Annotated in this window: 23 protein-coding genes; 5 read left to right on the top strand and 18 right to left on the bottom strand. The window is 64.6% G+C overall.

Features of this window, described 5'->3' with window-relative positions:
• Nucleotides 1-152: 152 nt before the first annotated feature.
• The 5 genes from NKI97_RS24685 to NKI97_RS24665 all read right to left on the bottom strand — a co-directional run bounded on the left by NKI97_RS24685 (nucleotide 153) and on the right by NKI97_RS24665 (nucleotide 5,875).
• On the bottom strand, nucleotides 153-1,091 hold the full coding sequence (locus tag NKI97_RS24685; protein WP_352450137.1) for an ABC transporter substrate-binding protein: 939 nt from the start codon (nucleotides 1,089-1,091) through the stop codon (nucleotides 153-155).
• A gap of 86 nt (nucleotides 1,092-1,177) precedes the next feature.
• A complete protein-coding gene (locus NKI97_RS24680) occupies nucleotides 1,178-2,155 on the bottom strand; it encodes an ABC transporter permease subunit (protein ID WP_502894527.1) in 978 nt (325 codons plus the stop codon).
• A 20-nt stretch (nucleotides 2,156-2,175) separates the two neighbouring features.
• Nucleotides 2,176-3,720, bottom strand: a complete 1,545-nt coding sequence (locus NKI97_RS24675) for a sugar ABC transporter ATP-binding protein (protein ID WP_352837049.1) — start codon at nucleotides 3,718-3,720, stop codon at nucleotides 2,176-2,178.
• Nucleotides 3,717-5,096 carry an FGGY-family carbohydrate kinase gene (locus tag NKI97_RS24670; RefSeq protein WP_352837047.1) on the bottom strand — a complete coding sequence of 460 codons (1,380 nt, stop codon included), beginning with the start codon at nucleotides 5,094-5,096 and terminating at the stop codon, nucleotides 3,717-3,719. The genes NKI97_RS24675 and NKI97_RS24670 overlap by 4 nt, the downstream gene beginning before the upstream one ends.
• The gene (locus NKI97_RS24665) at nucleotides 5,093-5,875 is read right to left on the bottom strand and encodes a DeoR/GlpR family DNA-binding transcription regulator (RefSeq protein WP_352837044.1); all 783 of its coding nucleotides are present in this window, start codon (nucleotides 5,873-5,875) and stop codon (nucleotides 5,093-5,095) included. The genes NKI97_RS24670 and NKI97_RS24665 overlap by 4 nt, the downstream gene beginning before the upstream one ends.
• 227 nt (nucleotides 5,876-6,102) lie before the next feature.
• Here NKI97_RS24665 and NKI97_RS24660 point away from each other — a divergent pair, with 227 nt between their 5' ends.
• Genes NKI97_RS24660 through NKI97_RS24650 form a run of 3 tightly spaced genes read left to right on the top strand, consistent with a single transcriptional unit; the run spans nucleotide 6,103 to nucleotide 9,282 of the window.
• Nucleotides 6,103-7,146, top strand: coding sequence for a class II aldolase/adducin family protein (locus tag NKI97_RS24660; protein ID WP_352837041.1), 1,044 nt, complete (start codon nucleotides 6,103-6,105; stop codon nucleotides 7,144-7,146).
• Nucleotide 7,147: 1 nt separating this feature from the next.
• Nucleotides 7,148-8,434: an FGGY-family carbohydrate kinase gene (locus NKI97_RS24655; RefSeq protein ID WP_352450143.1), complete on the top strand. Its 1,287-nt coding sequence runs from the start codon at nucleotides 7,148-7,150 to the stop codon at nucleotides 8,432-8,434.
• Nucleotides 8,431-9,282 carry a TIGR01459 family HAD-type hydrolase gene (locus NKI97_RS24650; protein WP_352837038.1) on the top strand — a complete coding sequence of 284 codons (852 nt, stop codon included), beginning with the start codon at nucleotides 8,431-8,433 and terminating at the stop codon, nucleotides 9,280-9,282. The genes NKI97_RS24655 and NKI97_RS24650 overlap by 4 nt, the downstream gene beginning before the upstream one ends.
• 10 nt (nucleotides 9,283-9,292) lie before the next feature.
• Here the strand turns inward: NKI97_RS24650 and NKI97_RS24645 are convergent, their stop codons facing one another.
• The 6 genes from NKI97_RS24645 to tesB form a co-directional block, all read right to left on the bottom strand.
• Complete coding sequence (locus NKI97_RS24645; RefSeq protein WP_352450145.1) at nucleotides 9,293-10,099, bottom strand: exodeoxyribonuclease III; 807 nt, start codon at nucleotides 10,097-10,099, stop codon at nucleotides 9,293-9,295.
• A gap of 321 nt (nucleotides 10,100-10,420) precedes the next feature.
• The gene (locus tag NKI97_RS24640) at nucleotides 10,421-11,104 is read right to left on the bottom strand and encodes an outer membrane lipoprotein carrier protein LolA (protein ID WP_352450147.1); all 684 of its coding nucleotides are present in this window, start codon (nucleotides 11,102-11,104) and stop codon (nucleotides 10,421-10,423) included.
• Between the two features lie 134 nt (nucleotides 11,105-11,238).
• Entirely contained in the window at nucleotides 11,239-13,896 is a 2,658-nt protein-coding gene (locus NKI97_RS24635; RefSeq protein ID WP_352450148.1) for an FtsK/SpoIIIE family DNA translocase, read from the bottom strand.
• Between the two features lie 341 nt (nucleotides 13,897-14,237).
• On the bottom strand, nucleotides 14,238-15,551 hold the full coding sequence (locus tag NKI97_RS24630; RefSeq protein ID WP_352837055.1) for an ammonium transporter: 1,314 nt from the start codon (nucleotides 15,549-15,551) through the stop codon (nucleotides 14,238-14,240).
• A gap of 49 nt (nucleotides 15,552-15,600) precedes the next feature.
• On the bottom strand, nucleotides 15,601-15,939 hold the full coding sequence (locus tag NKI97_RS24625; protein WP_023679755.1) for a P-II family nitrogen regulator: 339 nt from the start codon (nucleotides 15,937-15,939) through the stop codon (nucleotides 15,601-15,603).
• A 219-nt stretch (nucleotides 15,940-16,158) separates the two neighbouring features.
• The gene (gene tesB, locus NKI97_RS24620; protein WP_031212697.1) at nucleotides 16,159-17,034 is read right to left on the bottom strand and encodes an acyl-CoA thioesterase II; all 876 of its coding nucleotides are present in this window, start codon (nucleotides 17,032-17,034) and stop codon (nucleotides 16,159-16,161) included.
• A 101-nt stretch (nucleotides 17,035-17,135) separates the two neighbouring features.
• Between tesB and NKI97_RS24615 the strand changes: the two genes are divergently transcribed.
• The gene (locus NKI97_RS24615) at nucleotides 17,136-18,380 is read left to right on the top strand and encodes a ubiquinone biosynthesis hydroxylase (RefSeq protein ID WP_352450150.1); all 1,245 of its coding nucleotides are present in this window, start codon (nucleotides 17,136-17,138) and stop codon (nucleotides 18,378-18,380) included.
• Nucleotides 18,381-18,451: 71 nt separating this feature from the next.
• Here the strand turns inward: NKI97_RS24615 and NKI97_RS24610 are convergent, their stop codons facing one another.
• The 3 genes from NKI97_RS24610 to NKI97_RS24600 form a co-directional block, all read right to left on the bottom strand.
• The gene (locus NKI97_RS24610) at nucleotides 18,452-18,979 is read right to left on the bottom strand and encodes a hypothetical protein (RefSeq protein WP_352450151.1); all 528 of its coding nucleotides are present in this window, start codon (nucleotides 18,977-18,979) and stop codon (nucleotides 18,452-18,454) included.
• 143 nt (nucleotides 18,980-19,122) lie between these two features.
• Nucleotides 19,123-19,479, bottom strand: coding sequence for a YciI family protein (locus tag NKI97_RS24605; RefSeq protein WP_352450152.1), 357 nt, complete (start codon nucleotides 19,477-19,479; stop codon nucleotides 19,123-19,125).
• A 2-nt stretch (nucleotides 19,480-19,481) separates the two neighbouring features.
• A complete protein-coding gene (locus tag NKI97_RS24600) occupies nucleotides 19,482-19,721 on the bottom strand; it encodes a hypothetical protein (RefSeq protein ID WP_352450153.1) in 240 nt (79 codons plus the stop codon).
• A gap of 221 nt (nucleotides 19,722-19,942) precedes the next feature.
• Between NKI97_RS24600 and NKI97_RS24595 the strand changes: the two genes are divergently transcribed.
• Nucleotides 19,943-20,368, top strand: coding sequence for an OsmC family protein (locus tag NKI97_RS24595; RefSeq protein WP_031212702.1), 426 nt, complete (start codon nucleotides 19,943-19,945; stop codon nucleotides 20,366-20,368).
• Nucleotides 20,369-20,663: 295 nt separating this feature from the next.
• Here NKI97_RS24595 and NKI97_RS24590 read toward each other — a convergent pair whose 3' ends face one another.
• The 4 genes from NKI97_RS24590 to sdhA all read right to left on the bottom strand — a co-directional run bounded on the left by NKI97_RS24590 (nucleotide 20,664) and on the right by sdhA (nucleotide 24,609).
• Nucleotides 20,664-21,302: a YceH family protein gene (locus NKI97_RS24590; protein WP_352450154.1), complete on the bottom strand. Its 639-nt coding sequence runs from the start codon at nucleotides 21,300-21,302 to the stop codon at nucleotides 20,664-20,666.
• Nucleotides 21,303-21,551: 249 nt separating this feature from the next.
• Complete coding sequence (locus tag NKI97_RS24585) at nucleotides 21,552-22,331, bottom strand: succinate dehydrogenase iron-sulfur subunit (RefSeq protein ID WP_292663232.1); 780 nt, start codon at nucleotides 22,329-22,331, stop codon at nucleotides 21,552-21,554.
• Complete coding sequence (locus NKI97_RS24580) at nucleotides 22,331-22,768, bottom strand: DUF3052 family protein (protein ID WP_352450155.1); 438 nt, start codon at nucleotides 22,766-22,768, stop codon at nucleotides 22,331-22,333. Before NKI97_RS24580 ends, NKI97_RS24585 begins: the two co-directional genes overlap by 1 nt.
• A gap of 2 nt (nucleotides 22,769-22,770) precedes the next feature.
• Complete coding sequence (gene sdhA, locus NKI97_RS24575; protein WP_023679766.1) at nucleotides 22,771-24,609, bottom strand: succinate dehydrogenase flavoprotein subunit; 1,839 nt, start codon at nucleotides 24,607-24,609, stop codon at nucleotides 22,771-22,773.
• Nucleotides 24,610-24,611: the final 2 nt, after the last annotated feature.

Raw genomic sequence — 24,611 nt, 5'->3', positions numbered from 1 at the left:
CCCCCCTACCTCTTTTTCGGTGCTCTCCCGCCCCGCCTCCTGGTCGCGTTTTATAACCCCCCCCCCCCCCCCCCCCGCTCTGTTTCACACCAGCCCCCCCCCACAACACGGGGCGGCCCCCCCCCCCCCCCCCCCCCCCAGGCTCGGGAGGCTTAGCGAGCTGCGGTCCAGCCCTTGTAATCCTTCAAATTGTCGGCCGTAATCAGCTTCGGGTCGAGCAGTACCGTCGGCTCGGCCGGCTTCTTGCCGGCAAGCAGGTCAGCCGCCATCGTCAGCGACTGGCCGGCCATCACATAGGGATCCTGCGAGGCCGAGGCCTTGATCATCGACGCGCCGGAGGCGAGTTCCTTCTCGATATCGGGCGCGCCGTCGACCGCGGTGAAGATGAACTCCGAGCGGTTGAGCTGCTTGGCCGCAAGCTGGGCGCCGATCGCCGTCGGATCGTTGATGGCGAAGACCGCGTCGATCTTGTCGAAACGCGTCAGAAGCGACTGGAACACTTTCAGGCCGCCGTCACGCGAGCCTTCGGCGTTCTGGTCGTCGGAAAGGATCTTGATGTCGGGGTGCTTTGCCAGCACGTCCTTGCAGCCCTTGACCCGCTCCAGGATCGACGACGAGGCCGGGCCATTGAGGATGACATAGTCGCCCTTGCCGCCGGTATGATCGACCAGATACTGGCACGCCTCTTCGCCGGCCTTGACGTTGTTGGTCATCACGGTGACGTCGGCGCCCGGCGCCGAAACGTCGAAAGCGGCAACGACGATGCCGGCCGCCTGCGCCTTCTTCACCGCCGGCGCGATCGCCTTGGCATCGACTGCGTTGAGCATGATGACGTCGACACCGGCAGCGATGAAGGAATCGACCTGCGATACCTGCTTGTTGAGATCGTAGTCGGCCGATACCGAGGTCACCTGCACATTCGGGTTGATCTTCTTGGCCGCGTCCTCGATGCCCTTGATGGTGGCGACGAAGAACGGGTTGCCGAGCAGTCCGACCGAGATGCCGACCTTGTTCAGATCCTTTGCCGATGCCGGCGCGATGACGGCGGCCGCAAGGGCGACGCCGCAGAGCAGTTTAGCGATGGTCTTCATTGTTTTGTTTTCCTCCTGATGCCCCGCGCCTCTCACGGTGCGTTACACATGAAACCGGCTCGTTGGATGCCGGCGACTAAGGGCCATCACGTTCTTGCTCCTGCCTGGAGCCGGTAACGGTCGAGGGCGACCGCCACGATGATGACCAATCCCTTGATGATGTACTGCCAGATGTCCGAAACACCGGCGAGGATGAGCCCGTTGGACAGCACGGCGATGATCAGGCCGCCGATCAGCGTGCCCCAGATCGAGCCGACACCGCCGACGAAACTGGTGCCGCCGAGGATGACTGCGGCAATGGCGTCGAGTTCGTAGGACTGGCCGAGCTGAAGCCCGTTGGCGGCATAGAGCCGGGCCGCCGACATGGCGCCGCCAAGGCCGGCCAGAAGGCCGGAAACGCCGTAGACGAAGAGCAGCACCAGCGGCACCTTGATGCCGGTCAGCCTGGCGGCCTCGGCGTTGCCGCCGACGGCGTAGATCCAGGTGCCGAGCACGGTGCGCTTGAGCACCAGCCAGGACAGGACGACGACCGCCAGCGCGATGATTACCAGCCACGGAATGCCGAACAGCGAACCGTTGCCGATGAAGTCGAACGGCAGGTCCGCGTTGAACACCGTCGTGTCCTGGCCGAGCAGGCGGGCGACGCCGCGCACGGCGGTCAGCGATCCCAGCGTGACGATGAAGGGCGGCAGCTTGATATAGGCGATCAGCAGCCCGTTGATGACGCCGAAACCGAGCCCGACGAGAATGGCCGCAGGCACGCCCAGCAGTCCCCAATCGGGCACCAGCGACACCATCACCGCCACCATCGCCGAGGCGGCAAGGATCGAGCCGACGGACAGGTCGATGCCGCCGGTCAGGATGACGAAGGTCATGCCGGCGGCCAGCACGATGTTGATCGACGATTGCTGCATGACGATCAGCAGATTGGTCTGGGTGAAAAAGCGCGGATTGATGAACTGGAAGCCGACCGCCAGCAGGATCAGGATCGGCAGCATGCCGAGTGCGGCGATGGCGGTACGCCATCTCGTGCTCCTGCCGACCGCCCGGTCGTCCGCCTTCATCGTGTCGGCCACCTTGTCGGTCATCGCTGAGCCGCTCCCGTTGCAAGTTCCATGATCGCTTCCTGCCGCAGCGGCTCGCCCTCCGACGCCGTCACCTCGCCGGCAATGGTGCCGTCGCGCATCACCAGCACGCGGTCGGCGATGCCGATCACCTCCGGCAGTTCGCTGGAGATCATCAGGATGGCGATGCCTTTCTTGGCCAGATTGTCGATCAGCCGATAGATTTCCGACTTCGCCCCGACATCGACGCCGCGGGTCGGCTCATCGAGGATGACGACCTGCGGCTCGGTTTCCAGCAGGCGGGCGAGCAGCACCTTCTGCTGGTTGCCGCCCGACAGCGAGCCGGCATTGGCCTGCACCGAGCTGGTGCGGATGGAGAGGTCTGACACCGCCTTGGCAGCGCGCTTTTCGGCAGCCGTGAAGTCGCGCAAACCGCCGGCCTTCGCGTCCTTTGCCAGCACGCCCATGCTGATATTGTCGGAGATCGACATGTCGAGAAACAGGCCAAGTTGCTTGCGGTCCTCGGTCAGGTAGGCGATGCCGGCATCGAGCGCCTCGCTCGGCGAACCGATGGATATCGGTTTGCCGCCGAGCTCCAGCGTGCCTGATGTGTGCCTGTCGGCGCCGAAGATCAGCCGTGCCAGTTCGGTGCGGCCCGAGCCGACCAGGCCGGCCAGTGCCAGCACCTCGCCCTTGTGGAGGTCGAAGGAACAATTCTTTATGAGATTGCCGTCCGACATGCCGCGCACCGACAGCGCGATGGCGCGCTTGCTGTCCGGCGGACGGTGATCCTTCTTGTAGAACGTCGACAGATCGCGCCCGACCATCATCGATACCAGGCGCGAGGCGTTCAGGTCGGCGCGGTCGAGCGTGCCGACATAGCCGCTGTCGCGTAGCACGCTGACGCGGTCGGCGAGCTGGTAGACCTCTTCCATGCGGTGGCTGATGTAGATGATGGCGATGCCTTGCGACTTCAGCGTCGCGATCACCTCGAACAGCCGGTCGGTCTCACGCGAGGTCAGCGACGTGGTCGGCTCGTCCATGACGATGATGCGCGCATTGGTCGACAGTGCGCGGGCGATTTCCACCAGCTGTCGCTCGCCGAGCGACAGGCTTGCGACCGGAGTGCGCGCCGAGAAGGTCACGCCGAGCCGCGCGATGATCTCGCTGGCGCGCCGATTGCACTGCTCGCGGTCGACAACGCCGAACCGTCGCGGCTCGTTGCCGAGAAAAATGTTCTGCGCTACCGACAGATTAGGCGCCAGCGACAGCTCCTGATAGATGACCGCAATGCCGGCGGCGCGCGCCTTGATCGGGTCGCCAGTCGCGGCCGGCACGCCGTCGATCAGGATTTCGCCGCCGGGGTCCGGCCGGTAGGCGCCGGACAGCACCTTCATCAGCGTCGACTTGCCGGCACCGTTTTCGCCCATCAGCGCGTGCAGCTCGCAGGCGTGAACGGTCAGCGACACATCGTGCAAGGCGCGGATCGCACCGAACGTCTTGGAGATGTGGCGCATCTCCAGCACCGGCTGGCGCACCGTCTCGATCCGGGCGGCGGCGCTCATCGCGCACCTCCTGCAGCTGCGCTGGCCACAGCCCGGTCGGCGGCAAGGCCGCGCCAGTCGTTGCGATAGCCGGCAAGGCCGCTGAAACTTGCCGCATGCACCGCCTCCGGCGCTTCGGTGGCAAACTCGCGTCCGACGCTTTCGAAGGCAAGTGCGGCAGCACCGGTGGCGCTGCCCTCCAGCGTTGCGCCCTGCAGGAAAGCCTGCCCGGGCCGCAACTGCGCCAGCAACGCGGCAAGCAGCCCGCCATTGTTCAGGCCGCCGTCGACGATCACTGTGTTGTCCGAATGGATCAGCTCGAGGCACAGATCGACCATCAGCGCGACATAGAGCAGCGCCATGGCCGCGCGTTCCTCGGCATTGGGCGTACGCCCGACCAGTTCGCCGCGGCGGTGCGGCATCGGGCCGCCGGGCGCGAAGCTCGGCAGCGCCATAATGCCGGCGTCGATCACCCGTTGTATCGATGACGGCGCGATTGCGCCCTGCCAGCCGGCGCTGATCGTGGCGAATTCGCGCCCGCCCATGAAGCGGACGGTTGGCACCGGGCCGCCATCGACATCGACATTGACCAGCATGTCGCGCTCGCCGTCGAGTGCGTCGAGCGGGCAGTCCGGATTGAGCACGACCACCCAGGTGCCGGTCGAGACCACGGTCACCGGCCCGAGCTGCTGCCGGCGGTAGGCATGGAGCGCGGCATTGCTGTCGTGGACGCCATTATGGATGGCGATTGGCTTCGCGGCCTGGCCGAAGCGCTGCTCGCCGATCACCGCGCCGGCACGCTCGAAGGCGGGCATCTGGCCGCGCCAGCCCTCGGCATCGACCAGCGAGCTGAAATCGCGTTTGCGCGGTGCCCATAAATGCGAGTGGCAGCCAAGATACGACACTTCCGATACCGGCCGGCCGCCAAACCGCCAACTCCAATATTGGGGGTAGCCGAGGATCGATTTCGCTGTGGCGAAGGCACCGGGCTCCACCTCCTTCAGCCACAACATGTGGCGGCCGTAGTTGAAGCCAAGCGGCAGGCGCGGCGAAAAGGTCTCGGCAAAATCCGGAATGCGGCGGTCGATCTGCGCGGCGATTTCAGCTGGCGGTTCCTGCTCGTAATCGAGGATCGGATGCGTCAGCGCGGCTTCGTCGACCAACGCGAAGGTGCAGCCATGGCCGGATACCATCAGCCCTTCCACGCCATGCGTGTCGACTGCATCATCGATGGCGCGGGCCGCCCAGTCGTGCAGCGCTGGCTCGTCGAGCACGCTGAAGCCGCCTTTGTGGATCCAGCTCGGCTGGGTGCGGCGCTCGTCGAGGATCTGTCCGTCCTGGCCGAAGACGAACAGCTTCGAATTGGTCTTGCCGAAATCGAGGACGGCGATGTTCACTGGGCGCCTCCCGAGGAAGCCGCGATCCGCACCATGACGCCGGCATCTTCGAGCATGCGGGCATCTGTCTCGGACAGGCCGTCATCGGTGACCAGCGTGCCGATCCGCGACAGCGGCAGTGCCACATTGCGCGCGTGGATCGACAGTTTTCGGCTGTCGGCCAGCACGACGATCTGGTCGGCGCAGAGGCTGAGCTCGACGATCGAGCGGACCAGCAGCGGGTGCGATTCCAGAAGGCCTTCCTGGCCGATGCCTTGCGCGCCGAGAAAGAACTTCGAGGCGTAGAACGGCACCGTCTGCGTCAGCGAATGGATGATGCCCGGCTCGCGGTGCAGTTCGCCGCCGGCGACGGTGAGGCTGCAATGGCCGTGGTCGCTGAGATAGGCCGCGAGCGGCATCGAGTTGGTGTAGAGCCGGATGTTGCGGTCGGCGAGCTTGACGCCGAGATGGAAGCAGGTCGAACCGCCATGCACCATGACCGCGTCGCCGTCGCGCACCATGGTGGCGGCGAGAGCGGCGATCTGCCGCTTGGCCTCGACGGCGAGGTCGCGGTTCTCGTCATAGGGCCTGGCATAGGCGACGCCGGCTTGCGAAGCGCCATCGAGCGCCGAGATGCCGCCATAGACCTTGCGCGCTTCGCCGGCCTCGTCGATCTTGTCGATGTCGCGCCGCACTGTCGCCGCCGACACGCCAAGCCGCTCCTGCAGCTCGCGCACCGATGCGAAAGGCCGGTCCCGCAAAAGCTCGACAATCTGGCGTTGGCGGCCGGAGTCGCTCAACCCTTACCTCCCAATGCGCTTGCCTCCCAAGCATTTTGGACGGCATTGCCATTTTGCACGCAATTGGTGCAACTTACTCAACACGCCTTGGATTGCAAGCCTGATCTGACGCGATAACATCACTGTTGACGTAACTTACTCGCATCTGCGATACCAGCGTCGGTCTTCGTCCCGGCACCGGGACGTCCAAAGCCGTGGCCACGCGGCCGGTTTGTGGAGGAATTTCGATGACGATCAGTGCGGATGCGCAGGAATTGGCAGCGCTGCGGTCGCTTTCGGCCGCCATCGGCAGCGACCCGCATCTGACCCAGGCCGCCGGCGGCAACACCTCGCTGAAAGCCGGCGACACGCTCTGGATCAAGGCCTCCGGCACCTGGCTGAAGGACGCGCTCATCGCGGACATCATGGTGCCGGTCGGCATCCCGCCATTGCTCGACGCCATCGAACGGCGCGACCCGGCCGCCGAACAGCCGCAGGCCTTCACTGTCGGCGCCCTCAACGCGCGCGGCTTGCGCCCGTCGATCGAGACCACCGTGCATGCGCTGATGCCGCAGCGCATCGTTCTGCATGTTCACTGCGTCGAGACCATTTCGCTGGCCGTGCAGGCCGACTGCGAGGCCGAGGCCGCCAGGCGGCTCGACGGCCATCAATGGGCGTATGTTCCCTATCGCCGGCCGGGACTGCCGCTCGCGCAGGGTATCGCCGAGCGCCTTCGGCCAGGCGTGGATATCCTTATCCTCGGCAATCACGGCCTGGTCGTTGCAGCCGAGACCGTCGCGGCGGCCGACATGCTGCTGCGGCGCGTGACACGACTGTTGGCGCGGCCGCCGCGCCAGGTGGCGGAACCGGACATCGCGGCATTGACGGCGCGCGCCGGCGACAGCGACTACAGATTGCCGGCGGACGTTGAGGCGCATGCGGTGGCGATCGACCCCGAAAGCTGCCGCATGGCTTCGGGTGGCAGCCTCTACCCCGACCACGTCATCTTTCTCGGCGAAGGCTCGGTCGTGGCGAGACCGGACGAGGGTGTGAAGCGCGTCATCGAGCGCTGCGGCGCCGCACCCGTGGCGATCCTGTTTCCTGGACTCGGCGTGTTGATGCGCGGCGACGCCGGCGCCGGTGCCGACGCCATGCAGCGCTGCCTTTCCGACGTGACAGCGCGGATCGATGTCTCGGCGAAGCTGAATTATCTGACAGCGGCGGAGAATGACGAGCTGATCAACTGGGACGCCGAAAAATATCGCCAGAAACTCAATGCCGGAGGCAGCTGACATGCCGCGTTCGTCTGGTCCGCTTGCCATCGGCATCGACATCGGCACATCCGGCGCGCGCGCCGTCGCCATGCGTCCGGACTTTTCCATTGCGGCGCATTCCGCTATTGCCCTCGAGCGATTTGGGCCGAACGGCCGCGACCCCGCCATATGGTGGGAGGCGGTCGGCGCGACGTTGGCGGAACTGCTCAAATGTATCGATCGCGCGGCAGTGCGCTCGATCGCCGTCGACGGTACGTCGGGCACGCTGCTGCCGGTCGACGGCGCCGGGCGGCCGCTGGCCGAACCGCTGATGTACAACGACAAGGTCGCTGACGACACTATTCTGACAGCAATAGCCGGCGCGGCACCGGCAACGAGCGCTGCACTTGGGGCGACCTCCGGTCTCGCCAAGGCGCTGTCTTTCCAGCACCTGCCCGGCGTCGCCACTGTGCTGCACCAGGCAGACTGGATCGCCGGACAGTTTTCCGGCCGCTTCGATGTCAGCGACGAGAACAACGCCCTGAAGACCGGCTACGACGTCGAGGCCCGGCACTGGCCGGACTGGATCGCGGCGACCGGCGTGCGCATGGAATTCCTGCCCCGCGTCGTGCGGCCGGGCGATGTCACGGACACGCTCACCGCCAGCGCTGCGAAAATGTTCGGCCTGGCGCGCGACGTGGTTATCGTTGCCGGCACGACGGATGGCTGCGCCTCATTCCTGGCGACCGGTGCGAGTGCCGCGGGCGACGGCGTTACCGCGCTCGGCTCGTCGCTGACCATCAAGATCCTCTCCGACCGGCCGATCTCGGCGCCGCAATTCGGCATCTACAGCCATCGGCTGGGTGACACCTACCTGGCGGGCGGCGCCTCGAACTCCGGCGGCAAGGTGCTGGCCCAGCATTTCCCCGTCGCCCGCATTGTCGAACTCAGCAAAAAAATCGACCCGGCGACGAAGACCGGCCTCGATTATTACCCGCTGCCGGCGCCGGGCGAACGCTTCCCCATAGCCGATCCGGCGCTGCCGCCGCGCCTCGAGCCGCGGCCCGCCGACGACGCCGACTATCTGAAAGCGATGTTCGAGGGTATTGCGGCGATCGAAGCGCTCGGCTATCGCCGGCTTGCCGAACTCGGCGCCCCCCGGCTGACATCGGTCAGGAGCGTCGGCGGCGGTGCGGCCAATCCGGCCTGGACAGCGATCCGGCAGCGCAAGCTTGGCGTCGCTCTGGTGCCGGCTCTTTCGGAGGAGGCCGCTGCCGGCACGGCGCGGCTGGCGCTGATGGGCGCAAGCGCAGCGGGGCTTTTATGACGGCGAAGGCAATTCAACACCTCGACGGCATCGCCGCGCTGACCGACCGCTATCAGGTGTTCCTGCTCGACCAATTTGGTGTGCTGCACGACGGCACCAGCGCCTATCCAGGTGCTGTCGAAGCGTTGTCGGCACTCAAGCGCGCCGGCAAGACCATCGTACTGATCTCGAATTCCGGCAAGCGGGCGCAACCCAATGAGCGCCGCCTGCTGAAGCTCGGCTTCGAACCGGGAAGCTGGGATCACTTTGTCTCCTCCGGCGAGGTGGCGTGGCGCTCCTTCCACCAAATGGCAGCATCCGGAGCCCTGCGCCCGCAGACAAAATGCCTGCTGATCTGCCGCGACAATGACCGTTCGGCTGTCGACGGCCTGCCCTTCGTCCTGGCCAAGAACGGCGACGATGCCGAACTGGTGCTGATTTCCGCCAGCGAGGGCGATCGCTACGACCTCGACCATTATCGCCGGCTTCTTGGTCCGGCGGCGGCGCGGCGCGTGCCATGCTTCTGCACCAATCCCGACAAGATCATGCTGACTGCCGTCGGCCCTCGCTTCGGCGCCGGCCGGCTCGCCGATCTCTATGAGAGCCTCGGCGGCAGCGTGGCGCGCATTGGCAAGCCCAATCCGCAGATATTCGAGGCAGCGCTGGCACTGGCGGGCCATCCGGAGCGCGAAAGCGTGATCTGCGTCGGCGACAGCGTCGAGCACGACATCGCCGGCGGCAACGGCGTCGGCGTCGCGACGACGCTGGTCCTGTCGGGCATATTGGCGGGGGCGCCTGACCTGGAGGACGTTTTCGCCACGCTGAACGCCCGTCCCGACTACATTGCGGATAGCTTCAGGTTTCGCTGAGTTGTTAAAGCTAATCCAGGTTGAAACGCCCGATCACCGGCACATGGTCCGAGGGCCGTTCCCAGCCGCGCGCCGGCCGCAGGATTTCATAGCCGGCAAAATGCGGCACCAGGTTTGGCGACGACCAGACATGGTCGAGGCGGCGGCCGCGATTTGAGGCCTGCCAATCCTGGGCGCGATAGCTCCACCAGGTGTAGAGTTTCTCCTCGTAAGGCACATTGAGCCGCATCAGGTCGATCCAGTCGCCGGCGAGCCGCATTGCCTCGAAGTTTTCCGTCTCGACCGGCGTATGGCTGACGACATTGAGGAGCTGCTTGTGCGACCAGACATCGTGCTCGAGCGGCGCGATGTTGAGGTCGCCGACCAGGATCGAGCCGGAGTGCTCGTCATGCTCGGCGCGGACGGCGTTCATCTCGGCAACGAAATCGAGCTTGTGCTTGAACTTGCGGTTGACGGCCGGGTCGGGCTCGTCGCCGCCGGCCGGAACGTAGAAATTGTGCAGCAGGATCGTTTTGCCGCCGGCGTTGACGGTGACCGACAGATGCCGGCTGTCGTCGATCTCGCAGAAGCGGCGCTTTTCGACCACCTCGATCGGCCGCCGCGCTATGGTGGCAACGCCGTGATAGCCCTTCTGGCCATGGAAGGCGATGTGCTCGTAGCCGAGCTTGCGGAACGCCTTCTCCGGAAACAATTCGTCCGGAACCTTGGTTTCCTGCAGGCAGAGCACGTCCGGCGCCTGCTCGACCAGCAGGCGTTCGACGATCGGCATACGCAGCCGGACGGAGTTGATGTTCCAGGTAGCGACTGAAAACGGCATGTGGGTTCCGGACAACGCGAGATCCGCCGGATGGGTCTGGCGGAAGTCAATCGCGGAAACTACTGCCAGCCGCGCACCGCAAAGACAAGCCGGCGCTTGGCCGAGCCTGTCATGGTCGAGTCCGGTGCTGCCCCTCATCCGTCTGCCGACACCTTCTCCCCGTATAGTGACGGGGAGAAGGGGCTGGCCGCACGCTTGGTGCTCTTTTTGCAATGCGAAAAATTGGCGAAACCGACGATGAGAGCGCCCCTCTCCCCGTCACTATACGGGGAGAGGATGCCGGCAGGCAGGTGAGGGGCGGCGCTGACGCCCGAAGAGAATTTACCGCGTCTTGGTGTTCAGCTCGCGGTTCGCCGTATAGTCGATGGCGAAAGTGTCGGGGGCGAAGCTGACGCCCTCCTTGGTGTTGAAGATCATCACCGTCGTGTCCTTGCCTTGCGCATCGGTGATGGTCCACTGCCGCAATTCATAGGATTTCGGATCGAACATCATGGTGATCTTCGAATTGCCGAACACCGATTTGTCGGCAAGCTGGATGGTGGTGAGATCGTCCTCTTCCTTGACGCTTCTGACGCGCCCGCCCGACAGATCGATCTTGTCGTCGAGCAGCAGCTTCAGCGGCGTCTTCGACAGCGGGTAGAGGTCGGAGGTCCGCAGCTTCTTGTTGAGGATGACCACCGACTTGCCGTCGGAAATCACCCTGAAATTCGAGGCGCCGTCATAATTGAAGCGTATCTTGCCCGGTCGTTCCAGAAAGAACTTGCCGCCGGTCTGCTCGCCCTTGGGCCCGAACTGCACAAACTCGCCGCTCATCGATTTGACCGAGGAGAAATGATCGGCGATCTTCTGCGCCGTCGCCGGAACCGCTGCTTGCGCCGACGCCAGCAGCTGGAAGCCGGGCACGACATTGGCGGCCGCCGCACCGGCCAGGACCAGGCCGAGGCCGAGCACCTGCCGGCGGGTTGGGGCGAAATCCCTGCTTTGGGCGAGAGTTGCGTTTTTCATGCCGGTCACCATCATCTGATTGCTTGCTCGTTATATTGGTCTGGCCCCCCAGTTGGGCTTAAGTTTGGCGGACCGCACGGCGCCCGTCCGTTGCAACGCGCCAAAAGGTTCAAAGTTGCCGGCGCGGATGCGCTCTAGAACTTGTCGTCCTCCGTCGGCACCAGGATTTCGCGTTTTCCGGCATGATTGGCCGGGCCGACAATGCCTTCCTTCTCCATCTTCTCGATGATCGAGGCGGCGCGGTTGTAGCCGATGCCGAGCCGGCGCTGGATGTAGCTGGTCGAGGCCTTGCCGTCCCGCAGCACCACCGCAACCGCCTGGTCGTAGGGATCGTCGGAATCCTCGAAATTGCCGCCGTCGCCGCCGCCACTGCCTTTGCCCGACGGCTCATCGTCATCCTTGTCGTCGTCCTCGGTGATGGCGTCGAGATATTCCGGCACGCCCTGCAATTTCAGGTGCGCGACGATCTTCTCCACCTCGTCGTCGGAGACGAAGGGACCGTGCACGCGCTGGATGCGGCCGCCGCCGGCCATGTAGAGCATGTCGCCCATGCCGAGCAGCTGTTCGGCGCCCTGTTCGCCCAGGATGGTGCGGCTGTCGATCTTCGATGTCACCTGGAAGGAGATGCGGGTCGGGAAATTCGCCTTGATGGTGCCGGTGATGACGTCGACCGACGGCCGCTGCGTCGCCATGATGACATGGATGCCGGCGGCGCGCGCCATCTGCGCCAGGCGCTGCACCGCGCCTTCGATGTCCTTGCCGGCGACCATCATCAAATCGGCCATCTCGTCGATGATGACGACGATGTAGGGCATCGGCTCGAGGTCGAGGTTCTCCGTCTCGTAGATCGCCTCGCCGGTTTGGCGGTCGAAGCCGGTCTGCACGGTGCGCGAGATCCTTTCGCCCTTTTTCTCGGCCTGCTGCACGCGCGCGTTGAAGCCGTCGATGTTGCGGACGCCGACCTTGGACATCTTGCGGTAGCGGTCCTCCATCTCCCGCACGGTCCATTTCAGCGCCACCACCGCCTTCTTCGGATCGGTGACGACCGGCGTCAGAAGATGCGGAATGCCGTCATAGACCGAGAGCTCCAGCATCTTTGGATCGATCATGATCAGCCGGCAGTCCTGCGGCGTCAGCCGGTAGAGCAGCGACAGGATCATGGTGTTGATGGCGACGGACTTGCCCGAGCCGGTGGTGCCGGCGACCAGCACGTGCGGCATTTTGGCGATGTCGACGATCACCGCCTCGCCATTGATGGTCTTGCCCAGCGCCAGCGCCAGCTTGGCCTTGGTGGTTTCGAAATCGCGGCTGGCCATGATCTCGCGCAAATAGACCGTCTCGCGCCTGGCGTTCGGCAATTCGATGCCGATCGCGTTGCGGCCGGGCACCACGGCGACACGGCAGGCGATGGCGCTCATCGAGCGGGCGATGTCGTCGGACAGGCCGATGACCCGCGACGATTTGATGCCGGGCGCCGGTTCCAGCTCGTAAAGCGTGACGACCGGACCCGGACGGACATGGATGATTTCGCCCTTGACGCCGAAATCCTCCAGCACGCCCTCGAGCAGGCGGGCGTTCTGCTCCAGCGCGTCCTTGGACAGGCTGGCGTCGCGCACCACGTTCTTTGGTTCCGACAGGAAGTGCAGCGACGGCATCTCGAATTTTTCCGAGCCGATCAGCGAAGTCTGCGCCTCGCGCTGGACGCGGGCGCCGGGGGCCGGCCGCGGCGCCGGCGCCTCGACGCGTGTCGCCGCGTCGGAACGGAAGTTCTGCACCTTGGCCGTCGGCGCGGCGCGGCGCTGGCCGGCCGGCTCGGGCGCGAAATCCATGTCGTCGTCATTGTCGTCGTTATCGAAGACGTCGGCATCGTCAGGGTCGATCGAGGCACTGCGGTCGTTGACCATGGCGGCGAAGAATTCCGGCTCGACGCGGGCGCGCCCGCCCGGGCTCATCCGCGCCTCGGCGAACTCGGCCGATTCGACCCGTTCGGCCGCCCGCCGCCAGGCGCTGGGGCGCGGTTCCATCTCCGGCTCGAAATCGTCGCGCTCGCGCCGGCGCGCGGCGCGGCGGCGCAGATAGGCCCGCAGCGACAGCCACCAGTGGGTGATGGCGCCAAGCGCCAATATGCCTTCGTCGCCCTCGTCCTCTTCATTGTCGAAAAGCAGGTCGTCCTGCGGATCGGGCACTGCAGGCTGTTCGAGGACGGCAAAGCCGTTCTTGCGCGAAATCAGCGCCGAGCCATACAAGAATACCCACAGCGCCGGCGCTGCCAGGAGCACGGCGAGTACGCTGGCGACGAGGCCGGTCGGATAGCCGCCGATGACCAGGCCCGGGATATTGAGCACCATGTCGCCGAAGACGCCGCCGAGGCCGGTCGGCAGCGGCCAGGTCTTGGGCGGCACCACGCAGCCGGCAATTGCCGCGCCAAGCAGCGAAAACCCGAACCAGGCCAACGCCCGTTTCGGCAGCCGGTCGACGCCGCGCGCGGTAAACAGCAGAAATCCCCAGATCACCGCCGGCACCAGCGCCGCAACGGCGGCAAGTCCGAAGAACTGCATGGCAATGTCGGAAAAGACGGCGCCGGCATAACCCATTGCATTGGTGACGATGTTGTCGGTGGCGTGCGAAAAGCTCGGATCGGCGACGTTCCAGGTGGCAAGGGCGGCGACGCCGAAACCAACCAGAGCAAACAGCCCGGCACCGACCAGCCGCCCGACCTGGCGCCTCGCGAACGACCGCATGCCGTGCTCCGTATCGGCCAGCGCAAGCGGTGCTGAAGCCCCTGAACGCATGCTCTTCCTCGTCTGTCGTTGCCCGGCCGGGCGCGGACGCGCAACACGGCAGATTCGGCTGTCAGACTAGCGGCGGGAAGGTTAAGGGCGCATTAACCATGGGCATTCTGCGTCACCGGAACGGGCGACCGCCACCACAGTTCGGAGCCGCTGCGGCCGCTGTTGCACGCCGCCGGCGGATCGAGCACCTTGGTCAAGCGATTGTGATCGAGCCATAACGGCCGCCTACGCACAAAAAAGAGGCCCGGAAATCTTCCGGGCCTCAAGGCGTGAGCCCTTTCGGGAGCATCACGACGGGATCTTCCCGGCACCGGCAAAACGCCGGTGCCAGCCAATAAACCTCACGGCACCACTTCGCCGTGCTGGCTGATGTCGAGGCCTTCGACCTCTTCCTGGGTCGAAGGACGCAGGCCGACCAGCGCCTTGACGATATAGAGGATCACGAAGCTCGCGATCGCCGTCCACAGGATGGTGAAGACGATACCGTAGAGCTGCTTGCCGACAGAGGCACCCGAGCCAAGGCTGTTGATCGCCGGATCGGCGAGCACGCCGGTCAGCAATGCACCGATGATGCCGCCGATGCCGTGCACGCCGAATGCATCGAGCGAGTCGTCATAGCCGAACGCGTGCTTGAGCTTGACGGCCGAGACGTAGCAGAGCACGCCGGCGACGATGCCGACGATGAAGGCGCCGGTCGGATTGACGAAACCGGAAGCCGGCGTCACCGCGACCAGGCCGGCGACGGCGCCCGAGATGATGCCAAGCACGCTCGGCTTCTTGGCGACGATCCATTCGGCGAACATCCAGGCGAGCGCCGCAGCGGCAGCGGCAACCTGGGTGTTCAGCATCGCGGCACCGGCAAGGCCGTCGGCGGCCAGTTCCGAGCCGGCGTTGAAGCCGAACCAGCCGACCCACAGCAGCGAAGCGCCGATGACGGAGTAGACGAGGTTGTGCGGCGCCATGTTGGTGGTGCCGTAGCCTTCACGTTTGCCGAGAACCAGCGCGCAGACCAGGCCGGCAACACCGGCATTGATGTGAACGACCGTGCCGCCGGCGAAATCGAGAACGCCGGCTGTGCCGAGGAAGCCGCCGCCCCACACCCAGTGCGCGATCGGGGCGTAGACCACCAGCAGCCACGCGCCCATGAAGATGAGCAGCGCCGAGAACTTCATGCGTTCGGCGAAGGCGCCGGCAATCAGCGCCGGCGTGATGATGGCGAAGGTCATCTGGAACATCGAGAAGACGAACTCAGGAATGTTCGCCACGCCCGGCAGCCACAGCGAGGAGGTGGTGATGCCGTTGTGGAAGAACTTCGAGAAGCCGCCGAGATAGGCATTCATGCCGCCGCCATCCGAGAAGGCCAGCGAGTAGCCGAACATGAACCACAGCACCGTCACCAGGCAGGTGATGGCAAAGCTCTGCATGATGGTGGCGAGCACGTTCTTTTTGCGCACCATGCCGCCATAAAACAGCGCCAGGCCCGGTACGGTCATCATCAGCACCAGCGCCGTCGAGGTCAGCATCCAGGCTGTGTTGCCGGTGTCGAGCGCGGGCGCAGGGGCAGCCGGTGCCGCTTCCTGCGCGAACGCAGCAACCGTGCCCAGCGCAGCGAGAGCGAGCGAACCTAAAACGGCCGCGCGTCCCGTTATCTTCAAGGTGGAAGGAATATTCATTGAACTCTCCATTGGAATACGTATCCGCAGCTCAAAGCGCGTCGGTGTCTGTTTCGCCGGTGCGAATGCGCACCGCCTGGTCGATGCCGAAAACGAAGATCTTGCCGTCGCCGATCTGGCCGGTCTTGGCCGCCGCGGTGATGGCTTCGACGGCCTTGTCGACCATGTCGACAGCGACCGCGACTTCGATCTTGATCTTCGGCAGGAAGCTGACCGCGTATTCCGCCCCGCGATAGATTTCCGTGTGCCCCTTCTGACGTCCGTAGCCTTTTACTTCGGTGACGGTCAGGCCCTGGATGCCGACTGCGGTGAGCGCCTCGCGCACCTCGTCGAGCTTGAACGGCTTTATGATTGCCATCACGATCTTCATAAGGTTTCACCCTTTGCTGTTGCGGGTCCCCGCGTTTGCACGACTTCGCCGATCCCCATGAGAGCCGGAGAGTGCCCGCTAGGATTCAAGCTCCGTGCCAATTGCCGAAGCAGGGTGTTAAGCTGTTGTTAAACAACGAAATCGAGAAGGTCTGGCAGCTGCCTGTTCACAGGCGCGGCAGTGCATATGCTTAAAAAGTAGGCAAATTTCGAAAAATGCCTACTCCGCAGGCGGCCGCTTCAGCCGGATGAGTCCTTCTTGGGCAACCGAGGCGATCAGGGTGCCGTCGCGGGCAAACAGCGAGCCGCGGGTAAAGCCACGCGATCCTTGCGTCGACGGGCTGTCTTGCGTGTACAGCATCCAGTCGTCGAGCGGATGGCTGCGGTGGAACCACATGGCGTGGTCGAGGCTGGCTGCCTGGATATCACGATCGAAAATGGCGCGGCCATGGGCAAAGGTCGAGGTGTCGAGCAGCGTCATATCCGAGAGGTAAGCGAGCACGGCCGCCTGCGTGGCGCGGTCGGCCGGCACCGGGCCGGTGGTGCGGATCCAGATGTTCTGCTTCGGCTCGAGCTTTTCCCGGCTGGTATAATGCTTCAGCATCACCGGCTTCATCTCGATCGGCCGGTCGCGCTCCCAATAGCGCTTGATGCCGTCGGGCACGGCTTCGCCGAACTTGCCCAGCAATTCGCGCTGCGACAGCAACGTGTCAGGCGCCGGCACGTCCTGCGGCATCGGCACCTGATGTTCCAGGCCGACCTCATCCTGCTGGAACGAGGCTTCCAGCGAAAAGATCGCCTGGCCGTGCTGGATCGCCACGACGCGGCGCGTGGTGAAGGAGCCGCCGTCACGGATGCGGTCGACCTCGTAGATGATAGGCACCTTGGTGTCGCCCGGCCGCATGAAATAGCCATGCAGCGAATGCACGTGGCGCTCGGGCTCGACCGTTCGCTGCGCGGCGACCAGCGCCTGGGCGATGGTCTGGCCGCCGAAGATGCGCTGCCAATCGAGCTTGGGGCTGCGACCACGATACAGGTTGTGTTCCAGCTGCTCGAGGTCGAGAATACCGAGAAGCTCGTCCATGGCTGCCGTCATCTTGACCTCGCCGCAAAATTACCATGGCGGTTTCCGACAGGAACAGCGGGCAGTCAAGGGCGGAATGCCCGGCGACAGTCAGGCTGCGAAAGGAATTGCCCATGGTCGACAGCAAGAATTCGCTCGACGTTCTGGTCGCCGGCGCCGGTTATATCGGCTTGGCCGCCGCCGTGTCGCTGAAGCAGGCGCGGCCGAGCCTCGCCGTCGCCGTCGTCGATGCCGCGCCGGCCGGCGTCTGGCAGAAGGACGGCCGCGCCTCGGCGATTGCCGCCGCCGCGTGCCGCATGCTCGACCAGCTCGGCGTCTGGAACGAGATCGCGCCGGAGGCGCAGGCAATCACCGAAATGATTGTCACCGATTCGCGCACATCCGATCCGGTCCGCCCGGTGTTCCTCACCTTCGACGGCGAGGTCGCGCCCGGCGAACCCTTTGCGCATATGGTCGCCAACAAGGATTTGAACGGCGCCTTGCGCCGGCGCGCCGAACAACTCGGCATCGGCATCATCGAAGGCGTCGCCGTCAGCGCCTTCGACATCAACGGCGCCGGCATAACGGTGCATCTTGCCGACGGCGCGACGCTGAAGGCGCGGCTGCTGGTTGCCGCCGACGGCGTCAACTCGAAGCTGCGCGACATGGCCGGCATCAAGACGGTAAAATGGGAGTATGGCCAGTCCGGCATCGTCTGCACGGTGGCGCACGAGCGGCCGCACAACGGCCGCGCCGAAGAGCATTTCCTGCCCGCAGGCCCGTTTGCCATGCTGCCGCTCAAGCCGGGCAAGGACGGCACCAACCGCTCGTCGATCGTCTGGGTCGAACGGTCGCAGGATGCCGAGAAACTGGTCAGTGGCGACGCGCTGGTCCTGGAATATGAGCTCGAGCAGCGCTTTGGCCTGAAACTCGGCGAAATTCATATCGCCGACAAGCCGCGTGCCTGGCCGCTAGGGCTGATCATTGCGCGCGCCTTCGTCGCGCCGCGCATCGCCTTGGCCGGCGACGCCGCCCACGGCATCCACCCGATCGCCGGCCAGGGTCTCAATCTCGGCTTCAAGGACGTGGCGGCGCTGGCCGAAGTGGTGGTCGAGGCCGACCGGCTCGGCCAGGACATCGGCGCGCTCGACGTGCTTGAGCGCTACCAGCAATGGCGGCGTTTCGACACGGTGCAGATGGGCATCACCACCGATGTGCTGAACCGGATGTTTTCCAACGATTTCGGCCCGCTGCGCACTTTGCGCGACATCGGCCTCGGCCTCGTCGAGCGCATGCCCCGGCTGAAGGGGTTTTTCATCCGCCAGGCGTCGGGTCTGTCCGGCGACACGCCGAAACTGTTGAAGGGCGAGGCGATCTAAACAGGCCCTGAAGCGATCAGGCGTCTCGGCTTAATCGCCATGCGGTCTGCCAAATTTCCGTGTCAGGGAACTTAGTTCACCTCGAAGCCCAGCTTCTGGCGCAGCCGCAGCATGCGCTGGTCGGGAATCTGCAGGTTTTGTCCGCCGGCTTCCGCCGTACGGCTGACCATCCGCAGCAGATCGCTCCTTTCGGCCGCGTCGAGCCGTTCGCGCAGGAACGGTGCCAGCTTGTCGATGACGACCGTGGCGTCGTCGATTTGCGATGCCGCCCATTTGGCGTAGATCACCGCTTCATCGGTCTGTTTTTTGTCGGCAATCTCCGAGATCACCGATCGAATGGCAGCTTCGCGTTGCGGCAGCACAGGACCATGTTCGGAAACGATGGCGGTGATCAGCGTCGCGGCGGCGACGACCGGATCGTCGATCGCCGTCAGCGGCGAGAGCGCCGCCTGCTTGCGCAGTTTCTTGCGGCGGACGTTGCCCTGCACGCGGCCAACGACGTCGGCAACCTCACGCGCCGCGTCGTTCATGGTCTTCAGCCGGTACCACCAGAACGCCGCTGCCCCCAGCAGGCCGATTGCTGCAATCAATATATGCATGCCCCGAAATCCCCCGATCTCGGCGACCATAGGAGAAGTATTGCTTCGCTTCAACACGCAAAAGTTGCGTCCGATGAGGAAAACGAAAGCCCGCGCCAGTCGTTGGTCTCCGCCGCTCCGCGGAGGAACCTATCGAGACATCTCTATGACCCGGGCACCTTGTAGATCGCCCGCACCTCGATCGTGCCGATTTCGGCCAGCGGAATCTCGCCCGCGATCTCCAGCGCCTCGTCTAGGCTCTCGGCCTCGATCATGACGAAACCGAGCAACTGCTCCTTGGTTTCGGCGAAGGGGCCGTCGGTGACCAGCCGCTTGCCCTTGCGCCTGCGAACGGTTTTCGACGTTTTCACCGATTGCAGCGCCTGCGCGATGATCAGCATCCCGCGTTGGTCCAATGACCGGTCATGGGCCATCGAATCGGCGTCGAGCTTGGCCAGCCTCTCGGGCGTCATTGCGTAGAGATCTTTTTCTTCACCATAGACCAGGCAAACATACTTCATTTTTATCTCCATTCCTGGCTTGAAGCCGAAGACGAGGCTACGGAAATCTCCGCGGAGCCCTTGCCTGCCGCAGAATCGAGACCGGCCGCAGCATAGTCGAGAAGAGATACCGCAATCCCGATAATGGCAATCGCCGCAAGCAATCGGCCGAAGCCGGAAGGCTGCAGGCGCGACCAGTCGGCTTGTTGTTCACCGGCCCTGTGGCCGGTGCTTGTCCAGTGAGCAGAAAACAGGTTGTTCATGTGGTCCTCCATCCGGCCACCAAGTCCATGGCCGCCCGCAGGACGGCCGGGACAGATGGAAGTCGACATTTTTGCACGCGTATTTTTTTTAATTTTTTTCGCTCGACATGATGTGTCACGCTGCCGCCGATACGAAAGCGTGGGTGGCCTTCGCTCCGGCGCGCGCTATAGTCGACTGGATGCCGATCACGGGCTCAATCACGACAATCAAGGAGGAATTGATGGACCGCACCGCCAACGCCGTTTGGAAAGGCAGTTTCAAGGAAGGCAAAGGCACGCTCGATACACAGAGCGGGACGCTGAAGGGCACGCCCTATTCCGCCAAGATGCGTTTCGAGGACGAGAGCGGCAAATCCGGCACAAATCCGGAAGAGCTGATCGCCGCCGCCCATGCCGGCTGCTACGCCATGCAGCTTTCGCATTTCCTCGCCGAGAACGGCACCCCGGCCGCCGAACTCGACGCCAAGGCCGTGGTAACGCTGGTTCCCGGCACTGGCATCACCGGCAGCGCGATCACCCTGGTCGGCAAGGTACCGGGCATCGATGCCGCCAAGTTCAAGGAATTGGCCGAGAAGGCCAAGGCCGAATGCCCGGTCTCGAAGGCGCTCGGCGCCATCAAGGTATCGCTCGACGCCAGGCTCGGGTGAGAGAGCTTTTATGCCTGATAGATTCCAACTGGTGTTGGAGTCCATCAATTGTTAAAGTCGGCGCCGCCCCTCATTGCCCTGCCGGGCATTTCTCCCCGTAAGTGACGGGGAGAAAGAAGCTGGCCGCCGCGGCGGCACTCTTCTTGCGACGTTGATGATTGACGAAACCGTCGAAGAGCGTCCCTCTCCTCGTCCCTATACGGGGAGAGGTCGCCGGCAGGCGGGGCAGCGCCAGCCAATCGAAAGTAGGCAACGAACACGTTACCTGAGGGGCCGTCCGACGTCTCGAAAATCCTTATCGCCCATCCCCGGACAGCGCGTCGAGACGGGCGCGCAATGCCGCGACCTCTTCCTCGAGGGCCTGCACGCGCGTCTCCAGATCCGACGCCGGCGAGGACGACTGCAGGGGCGCTGCGGCAGCCGGCAGCTGCGGCGGCCCGCTGAGCAGATGGACATAGCGATCCTCGCGCTGGCCGGGACCACGGTCGATCTGCTGCACCAGCGGTGGCCGGCGGCCGATCAGCAGATCGAGATTGCCGCGAAGCTCCTCGATCGACGGCAACCGCGCCAGGCGCTCGCTTCGCGCCAGCAATTCATAGGCCGTCTGCGGGCCGCGCAGCAACAACAGGCCGAGCAGCGCGATCTGCGCCGAGGTCAGGGAAAAGCGCTGTGCCACGACATGCTCATAGCGCTCGACGCGCGACGCGAACACCTGCCTGACGAGGCCCTTCTGCTCGAGCTGGCCAAGCGCCCTTCTGACTTCGCCAACCTCGACCGACAACACCGGCTCGCGCGCCGTTTTCTGGTTGGCCGCCGCATGTGCTGCATTGAGCGTCAGCGGATAGACGTCCGGCGTCAGCTCCTTCTTCTCGATCAGGCAGCCGAGCACGCGGGCTTCGATGGGAGAGAGGATGGGAAGGTCGATATCGGTCATAAGTTTGCTATCCTTTCCAACTCGGCGGGACAGCGCCCCCCTCTGTCCTGCCGGACATCTCCCCCTCTAGTGGGGAGATTGGCTGTCATCACCGCTTCGCCACTTTTCAAGGCTGCAGAAAGGGCGCTGTCCTCCAAGCTGCTAATCTCCCCCTTGAGGGCCCCTTGAGGGGGAGATGTCCGGCAGGACAGAGGGGAGCGCGAAGGATCGCTGCGGACGAGACGATCTCGGCTGCAACCCGCCCGCCGCCTAAACCCGTCGCTCCACCATCATCTTCTTGATCTCGGCGATCGCCTTGGCCGGGTTGAGCCCTTTGGGGCAAGTCTGGGCGCAGTTCATAATGGTGTGGCAGCGATAGAGCCGGAACGGGTCTTCGAGATTGTCTAGCCGCTCGCCCGTCGCCTCGTCCCTGGAATCGATCAGCCAGCGATAGGCCTGCAGCAGCGTCGCCGGGCCGAGATAGCGCTCGCCGTTCCACCAGTAGCTCGGGCAGGAGGTCGAGCAGCAGGCGCACAATATGCACTCGTAGAGCCCGTCGAGCTTTTCGCGGTCCTCATGGCTCTGCAGCCATTCCTTGGCCGGCTCGGGCGACACCGTCTTCAGCCACGGCTCGATCGAGGCGTGCTGGGCGTAGAAATTGGTGAGGTCGGGCACCAGGTCCTTGACCACAGCCATGTGCGGTAGCGGATAGACCTTGATCGCGCCGGAAATGTCGTCGCAGCCCTTGGTGCAGGCCAGCGTGTTCGACCCGTCGATGTTCATGGCGCAGGAGCCGCAAATGCCCTCGCGGCAGGAGCGGCGCAGCGTCAGCGTCGGATCGATCTTGTTCTTGATCCAGAGCAGCGCGTCGAGCACCATCGGCCCGCAATCGTCCATGTCGACGAAATACGTATCCATGCGCGGGTTCTCGTCATCGTCCGGCGACCAGCGGTAGATGCGGTATTCTCGCAGATTGGTCGCGCCCTCCGGCTTCGGCCAGGTTTTTCCGGCCATGATCTTCGAGTTTTTCGGAAGCGTGAGTTCGACCATTACCTCAGGTCCTTTCGGATGACGAGCTTCAGCCCGGACCAGATCTCGTTCACGGCGGCGACCTTGACGTCGACGAGGTCGAGCTTCAGCGCCTCTGTGCGGATAACGTCCTCGGTGACGTCGGTCGGCACTTTCGATGCCTTCTTCGGCCAAGAGACCCAGACCATGCCATCCCGCTTGATCGCTGCTTCGATGTCGCCAAGACGGTCCTCGATCTCGACACGCTGCCGGGTGAAAGCATGCACGGCATCGTATTTGTCATGAACGCCAGAGATCGCCGACCAGTCAGCCAGCCGGTCGACGTGGGCAAACTCGACGGCGTCTGCCAGATCGTCGAGTTCGGGCGGCAAGGCGACGAAGGCGGCAATCATCCCGTCCTTCAGGCCGAGCTTGGCCGGAAGGGGCGTGCCGGAATATCCCGCAACCGCCAGCGCCATGATCAATACACCCTGGCCTTCGGCGCGATCTTGGCCGGGTTGATGCCGCCGTCTGCTTCCTTAAGCAGCGTTTCGGTGTGCACCGGCCGGTAGGTGAGCGCCACCTCGCCGGCCTCGTTGAGCCGAGCCAGCGTATGCTTGCGCCAGTTGGCGTCGTCGCGGGCCGAAAAGTCCTCCCGCGCGTGCGCGCCGCGGCTTTCCTTGCGCGCCTCGGCGCCGTAGACGGTGGTGATGGCGTTGGCCATCAGGTTTTCCAGCTCCAGCGTCTCGACCAGGTCGGAGTTCCAGATCATCGAGCGGTCAAACACCTTGACGTCGCCGAGTTCACCCCAGATCTGCGAAATGCGCCTGCAGCCGCTTTCCAGCGATTCCTGGGTGCGGAACACCGCCGCGTCCTCCTGCATCGCCTTCTGCATCTTTTCGCGCAAAACCGCTGTCGGCGTCGAGCCGTTGGCGTGACGCAGCCGGTCGAAGCGGTCCATGATCTTTTCGACGGCGGCCTCGTTGGGCGAAGGGATCGCCGATGTGCGGTCGATCACCTGGCCGGCCCGGATTGCCGCCGCACGGCCGAACACCACCAGGTCGATCAGCGAGTTGGAGCCCAGCCGGTTAGCACCGTGCACCGAGGCGCAGCCGGCTTCGCCGACCGCCATCAGCCCGGGCGACACCTGGTCCGGATTCGACGCCGTCGGGTTCAGCACCTCGCCCCAGTAATTGGTCGGCACGCCGCCCATATTGTAGTGGACCGTCGGCAGCACCGGGATCGGCTCCTTGGTCAGGTCGACGCCGGCAAAGATCTTTGCCGATTCCGAAATACCCGGAAGCCTCTCGTGCAGAACGGCCGGGTCGAGATGGTCGAGATGCAGGAAAATGTGATCCTTCTTCGGGCCGACGCCGCGGCCCTCGCGGATTTCCAGCGTCATGCAGCGCGAGACCACGTCGCGCGAAGCCAGATCCTTGGCTGACGGCGCGTAGCGCTCCATGAAGCGCTCGCCCTCGGAATTGACGAGATAGCCGCCCTCGCCGCGCGCGCCCTCGGTGATCAGGCAGCCGGCGCCGTATATGCCGGTCGGGTGGAACTGCACGAACTCCATATCCTGCAGCGGCAGGCCTGCGCGTGCGGCCATGCCGCCGCCATCGCCGGTGCAGGTATGCGCCGAGGTGGCCGAGAAATAGGCGCGGCCATAGCCGCCGGTCGCCAACACCACCATCTTGGCCGAAAAGCGGTGGATGGTGCCGTCGTCGAGGTTCCAGGCGACGACGCCGGTGCAGGTGCCGTCCGGCTCCATGATCAGGTCGAGCGCGAAATACTCGATGAAGAACTGCGCATTGTGCTTCAGCGACTGGCCATAGAGCGTGTGCAGCATGGCGTGGCCGGTGCGGTCGGCGGCCGCACAGGTGCGCTGCACCGGCGGCCCCTCGCCGAAATTCATCATCATGCCGCCGAACGGCCGCTGGTAGATTTTCCCGTCCTCGGTGCGGCTGAAGGGAACGCCGTAGTGCTCGAGCTCGTAGACCGCCGCCGGCGCTTCGCGCACCATGTATTCTTGAGCGTCGGTGTCGCCCAGCCAATCTGAGCCTTTGACGGTGTCGAAGAGATGCCACTGCCAGTTGTCGGGACCCATATTGGCGAGCGAGGCGGCGATGCCGCCCTGCGCCGCAACCGTATGCGAGCGCGTCGGGAACACTTTGGTGATGCAGGCGGTGCGCAGGCCCTGTTCGGCCATGCCGAGCGCGGCGCGCAGGCCGGCGCCGCCGGCGCCGACGACCACGACGTCGAATTTGTGATCGACATAGCTATAGGCGGAAGCCGTGTTGGCGTTCTTCGCGTCCTTGGCCAAAA

Origin of the sequence: Mesorhizobium sp. M0296 (assembly GCF_040321675.1) — a bacterium.
Lineage (GTDB): Bacteria > Pseudomonadota > Alphaproteobacteria > Rhizobiales > Rhizobiaceae > Mesorhizobium.
The sequence above is the reverse complement of the archived record's forward strand: the minus strand, read 5'-3'. Positions and strand labels throughout refer to the sequence as shown.

What these genes read in the sequence shown, in the direction of transcription:
- NKI97_RS24685 (WP_352450137.1), bottom strand. Translation starts at nt 1,091, where the DNA reads ATGAAGACCATCGCTAAACTGCTCTGCGGCGTCGCCCTTGCGGCCGCC.
- NKI97_RS24680 (WP_502894527.1), bottom strand. Translation starts at nt 2,155, where the DNA reads ATGAAGGCGGACGACCGGGCGGTCGGCAGGAGCACGAGATGGCGTACC.
- NKI97_RS24675 (WP_352837049.1), bottom strand. Translation starts at nt 3,720, where the DNA reads ATGAGCGCCGCCGCCCGGATCGAGACGGTGCGCCAGCCGGTGCTGGAG.
- NKI97_RS24660 (WP_352837041.1), top strand. Translation starts at nt 6,103, where the DNA reads ATGACGATCAGTGCGGATGCGCAGGAATTGGCAGCGCTGCGGTCGCTT.
- NKI97_RS24655 (WP_352450143.1), top strand. Translation starts at nt 7,148, where the DNA reads ATGCCGCGTTCGTCTGGTCCGCTTGCCATCGGCATCGACATCGGCACA.
- NKI97_RS24650 (WP_352837038.1), top strand. Translation starts at nt 8,431, where the DNA reads ATGACGGCGAAGGCAATTCAACACCTCGACGGCATCGCCGCGCTGACC.
- NKI97_RS24645 (WP_352450145.1), bottom strand. Translation starts at nt 10,099, where the DNA reads ATGCCGTTTTCAGTCGCTACCTGGAACATCAACTCCGTCCGGCTGCGT.
- NKI97_RS24640 (WP_352450147.1), bottom strand. Translation starts at nt 11,104, where the DNA reads ATGAAAAACGCAACTCTCGCCCAAAGCAGGGATTTCGCCCCAACCCGC.
- NKI97_RS24635 (WP_352450148.1), bottom strand. Translation starts at nt 13,896, where the DNA reads ATGCGTTCAGGGGCTTCAGCACCGCTTGCGCTGGCCGATACGGAGCAC.
- NKI97_RS24625 (WP_023679755.1), bottom strand. Translation starts at nt 15,939, where the DNA reads ATGAAGATCGTGATGGCAATCATAAAGCCGTTCAAGCTCGACGAGGTG.
- tesB (WP_031212697.1), bottom strand. Translation starts at nt 17,034, where the DNA reads ATGACGGCAGCCATGGACGAGCTTCTCGGTATTCTCGACCTCGAGCAG.
- NKI97_RS24615 (WP_352450150.1), top strand. Translation starts at nt 17,136, where the DNA reads ATGGTCGACAGCAAGAATTCGCTCGACGTTCTGGTCGCCGGCGCCGGT.
- NKI97_RS24610 (WP_352450151.1), bottom strand. Translation starts at nt 18,979, where the DNA reads ATGCATATATTGATTGCAGCAATCGGCCTGCTGGGGGCAGCGGCGTTC.
- NKI97_RS24605 (WP_352450152.1), bottom strand. Translation starts at nt 19,479, where the DNA reads ATGAAGTATGTTTGCCTGGTCTATGGTGAAGAAAAAGATCTCTACGCA.
- NKI97_RS24600 (WP_352450153.1), bottom strand. Translation starts at nt 19,721, where the DNA reads ATGAACAACCTGTTTTCTGCTCACTGGACAAGCACCGGCCACAGGGCC.
- NKI97_RS24595 (WP_031212702.1), top strand. Translation starts at nt 19,943, where the DNA reads ATGGACCGCACCGCCAACGCCGTTTGGAAAGGCAGTTTCAAGGAAGGC.
- NKI97_RS24590 (WP_352450154.1), bottom strand. Translation starts at nt 21,302, where the DNA reads ATGACCGATATCGACCTTCCCATCCTCTCTCCCATCGAAGCCCGCGTG.
- NKI97_RS24585 (WP_292663232.1), bottom strand. Translation starts at nt 22,331, where the DNA reads ATGGTCGAACTCACGCTTCCGAAAAACTCGAAGATCATGGCCGGAAAA.
- NKI97_RS24580 (WP_352450155.1), bottom strand. Translation starts at nt 22,768, where the DNA reads ATGGCGCTGGCGGTTGCGGGATATTCCGGCACGCCCCTTCCGGCCAAG.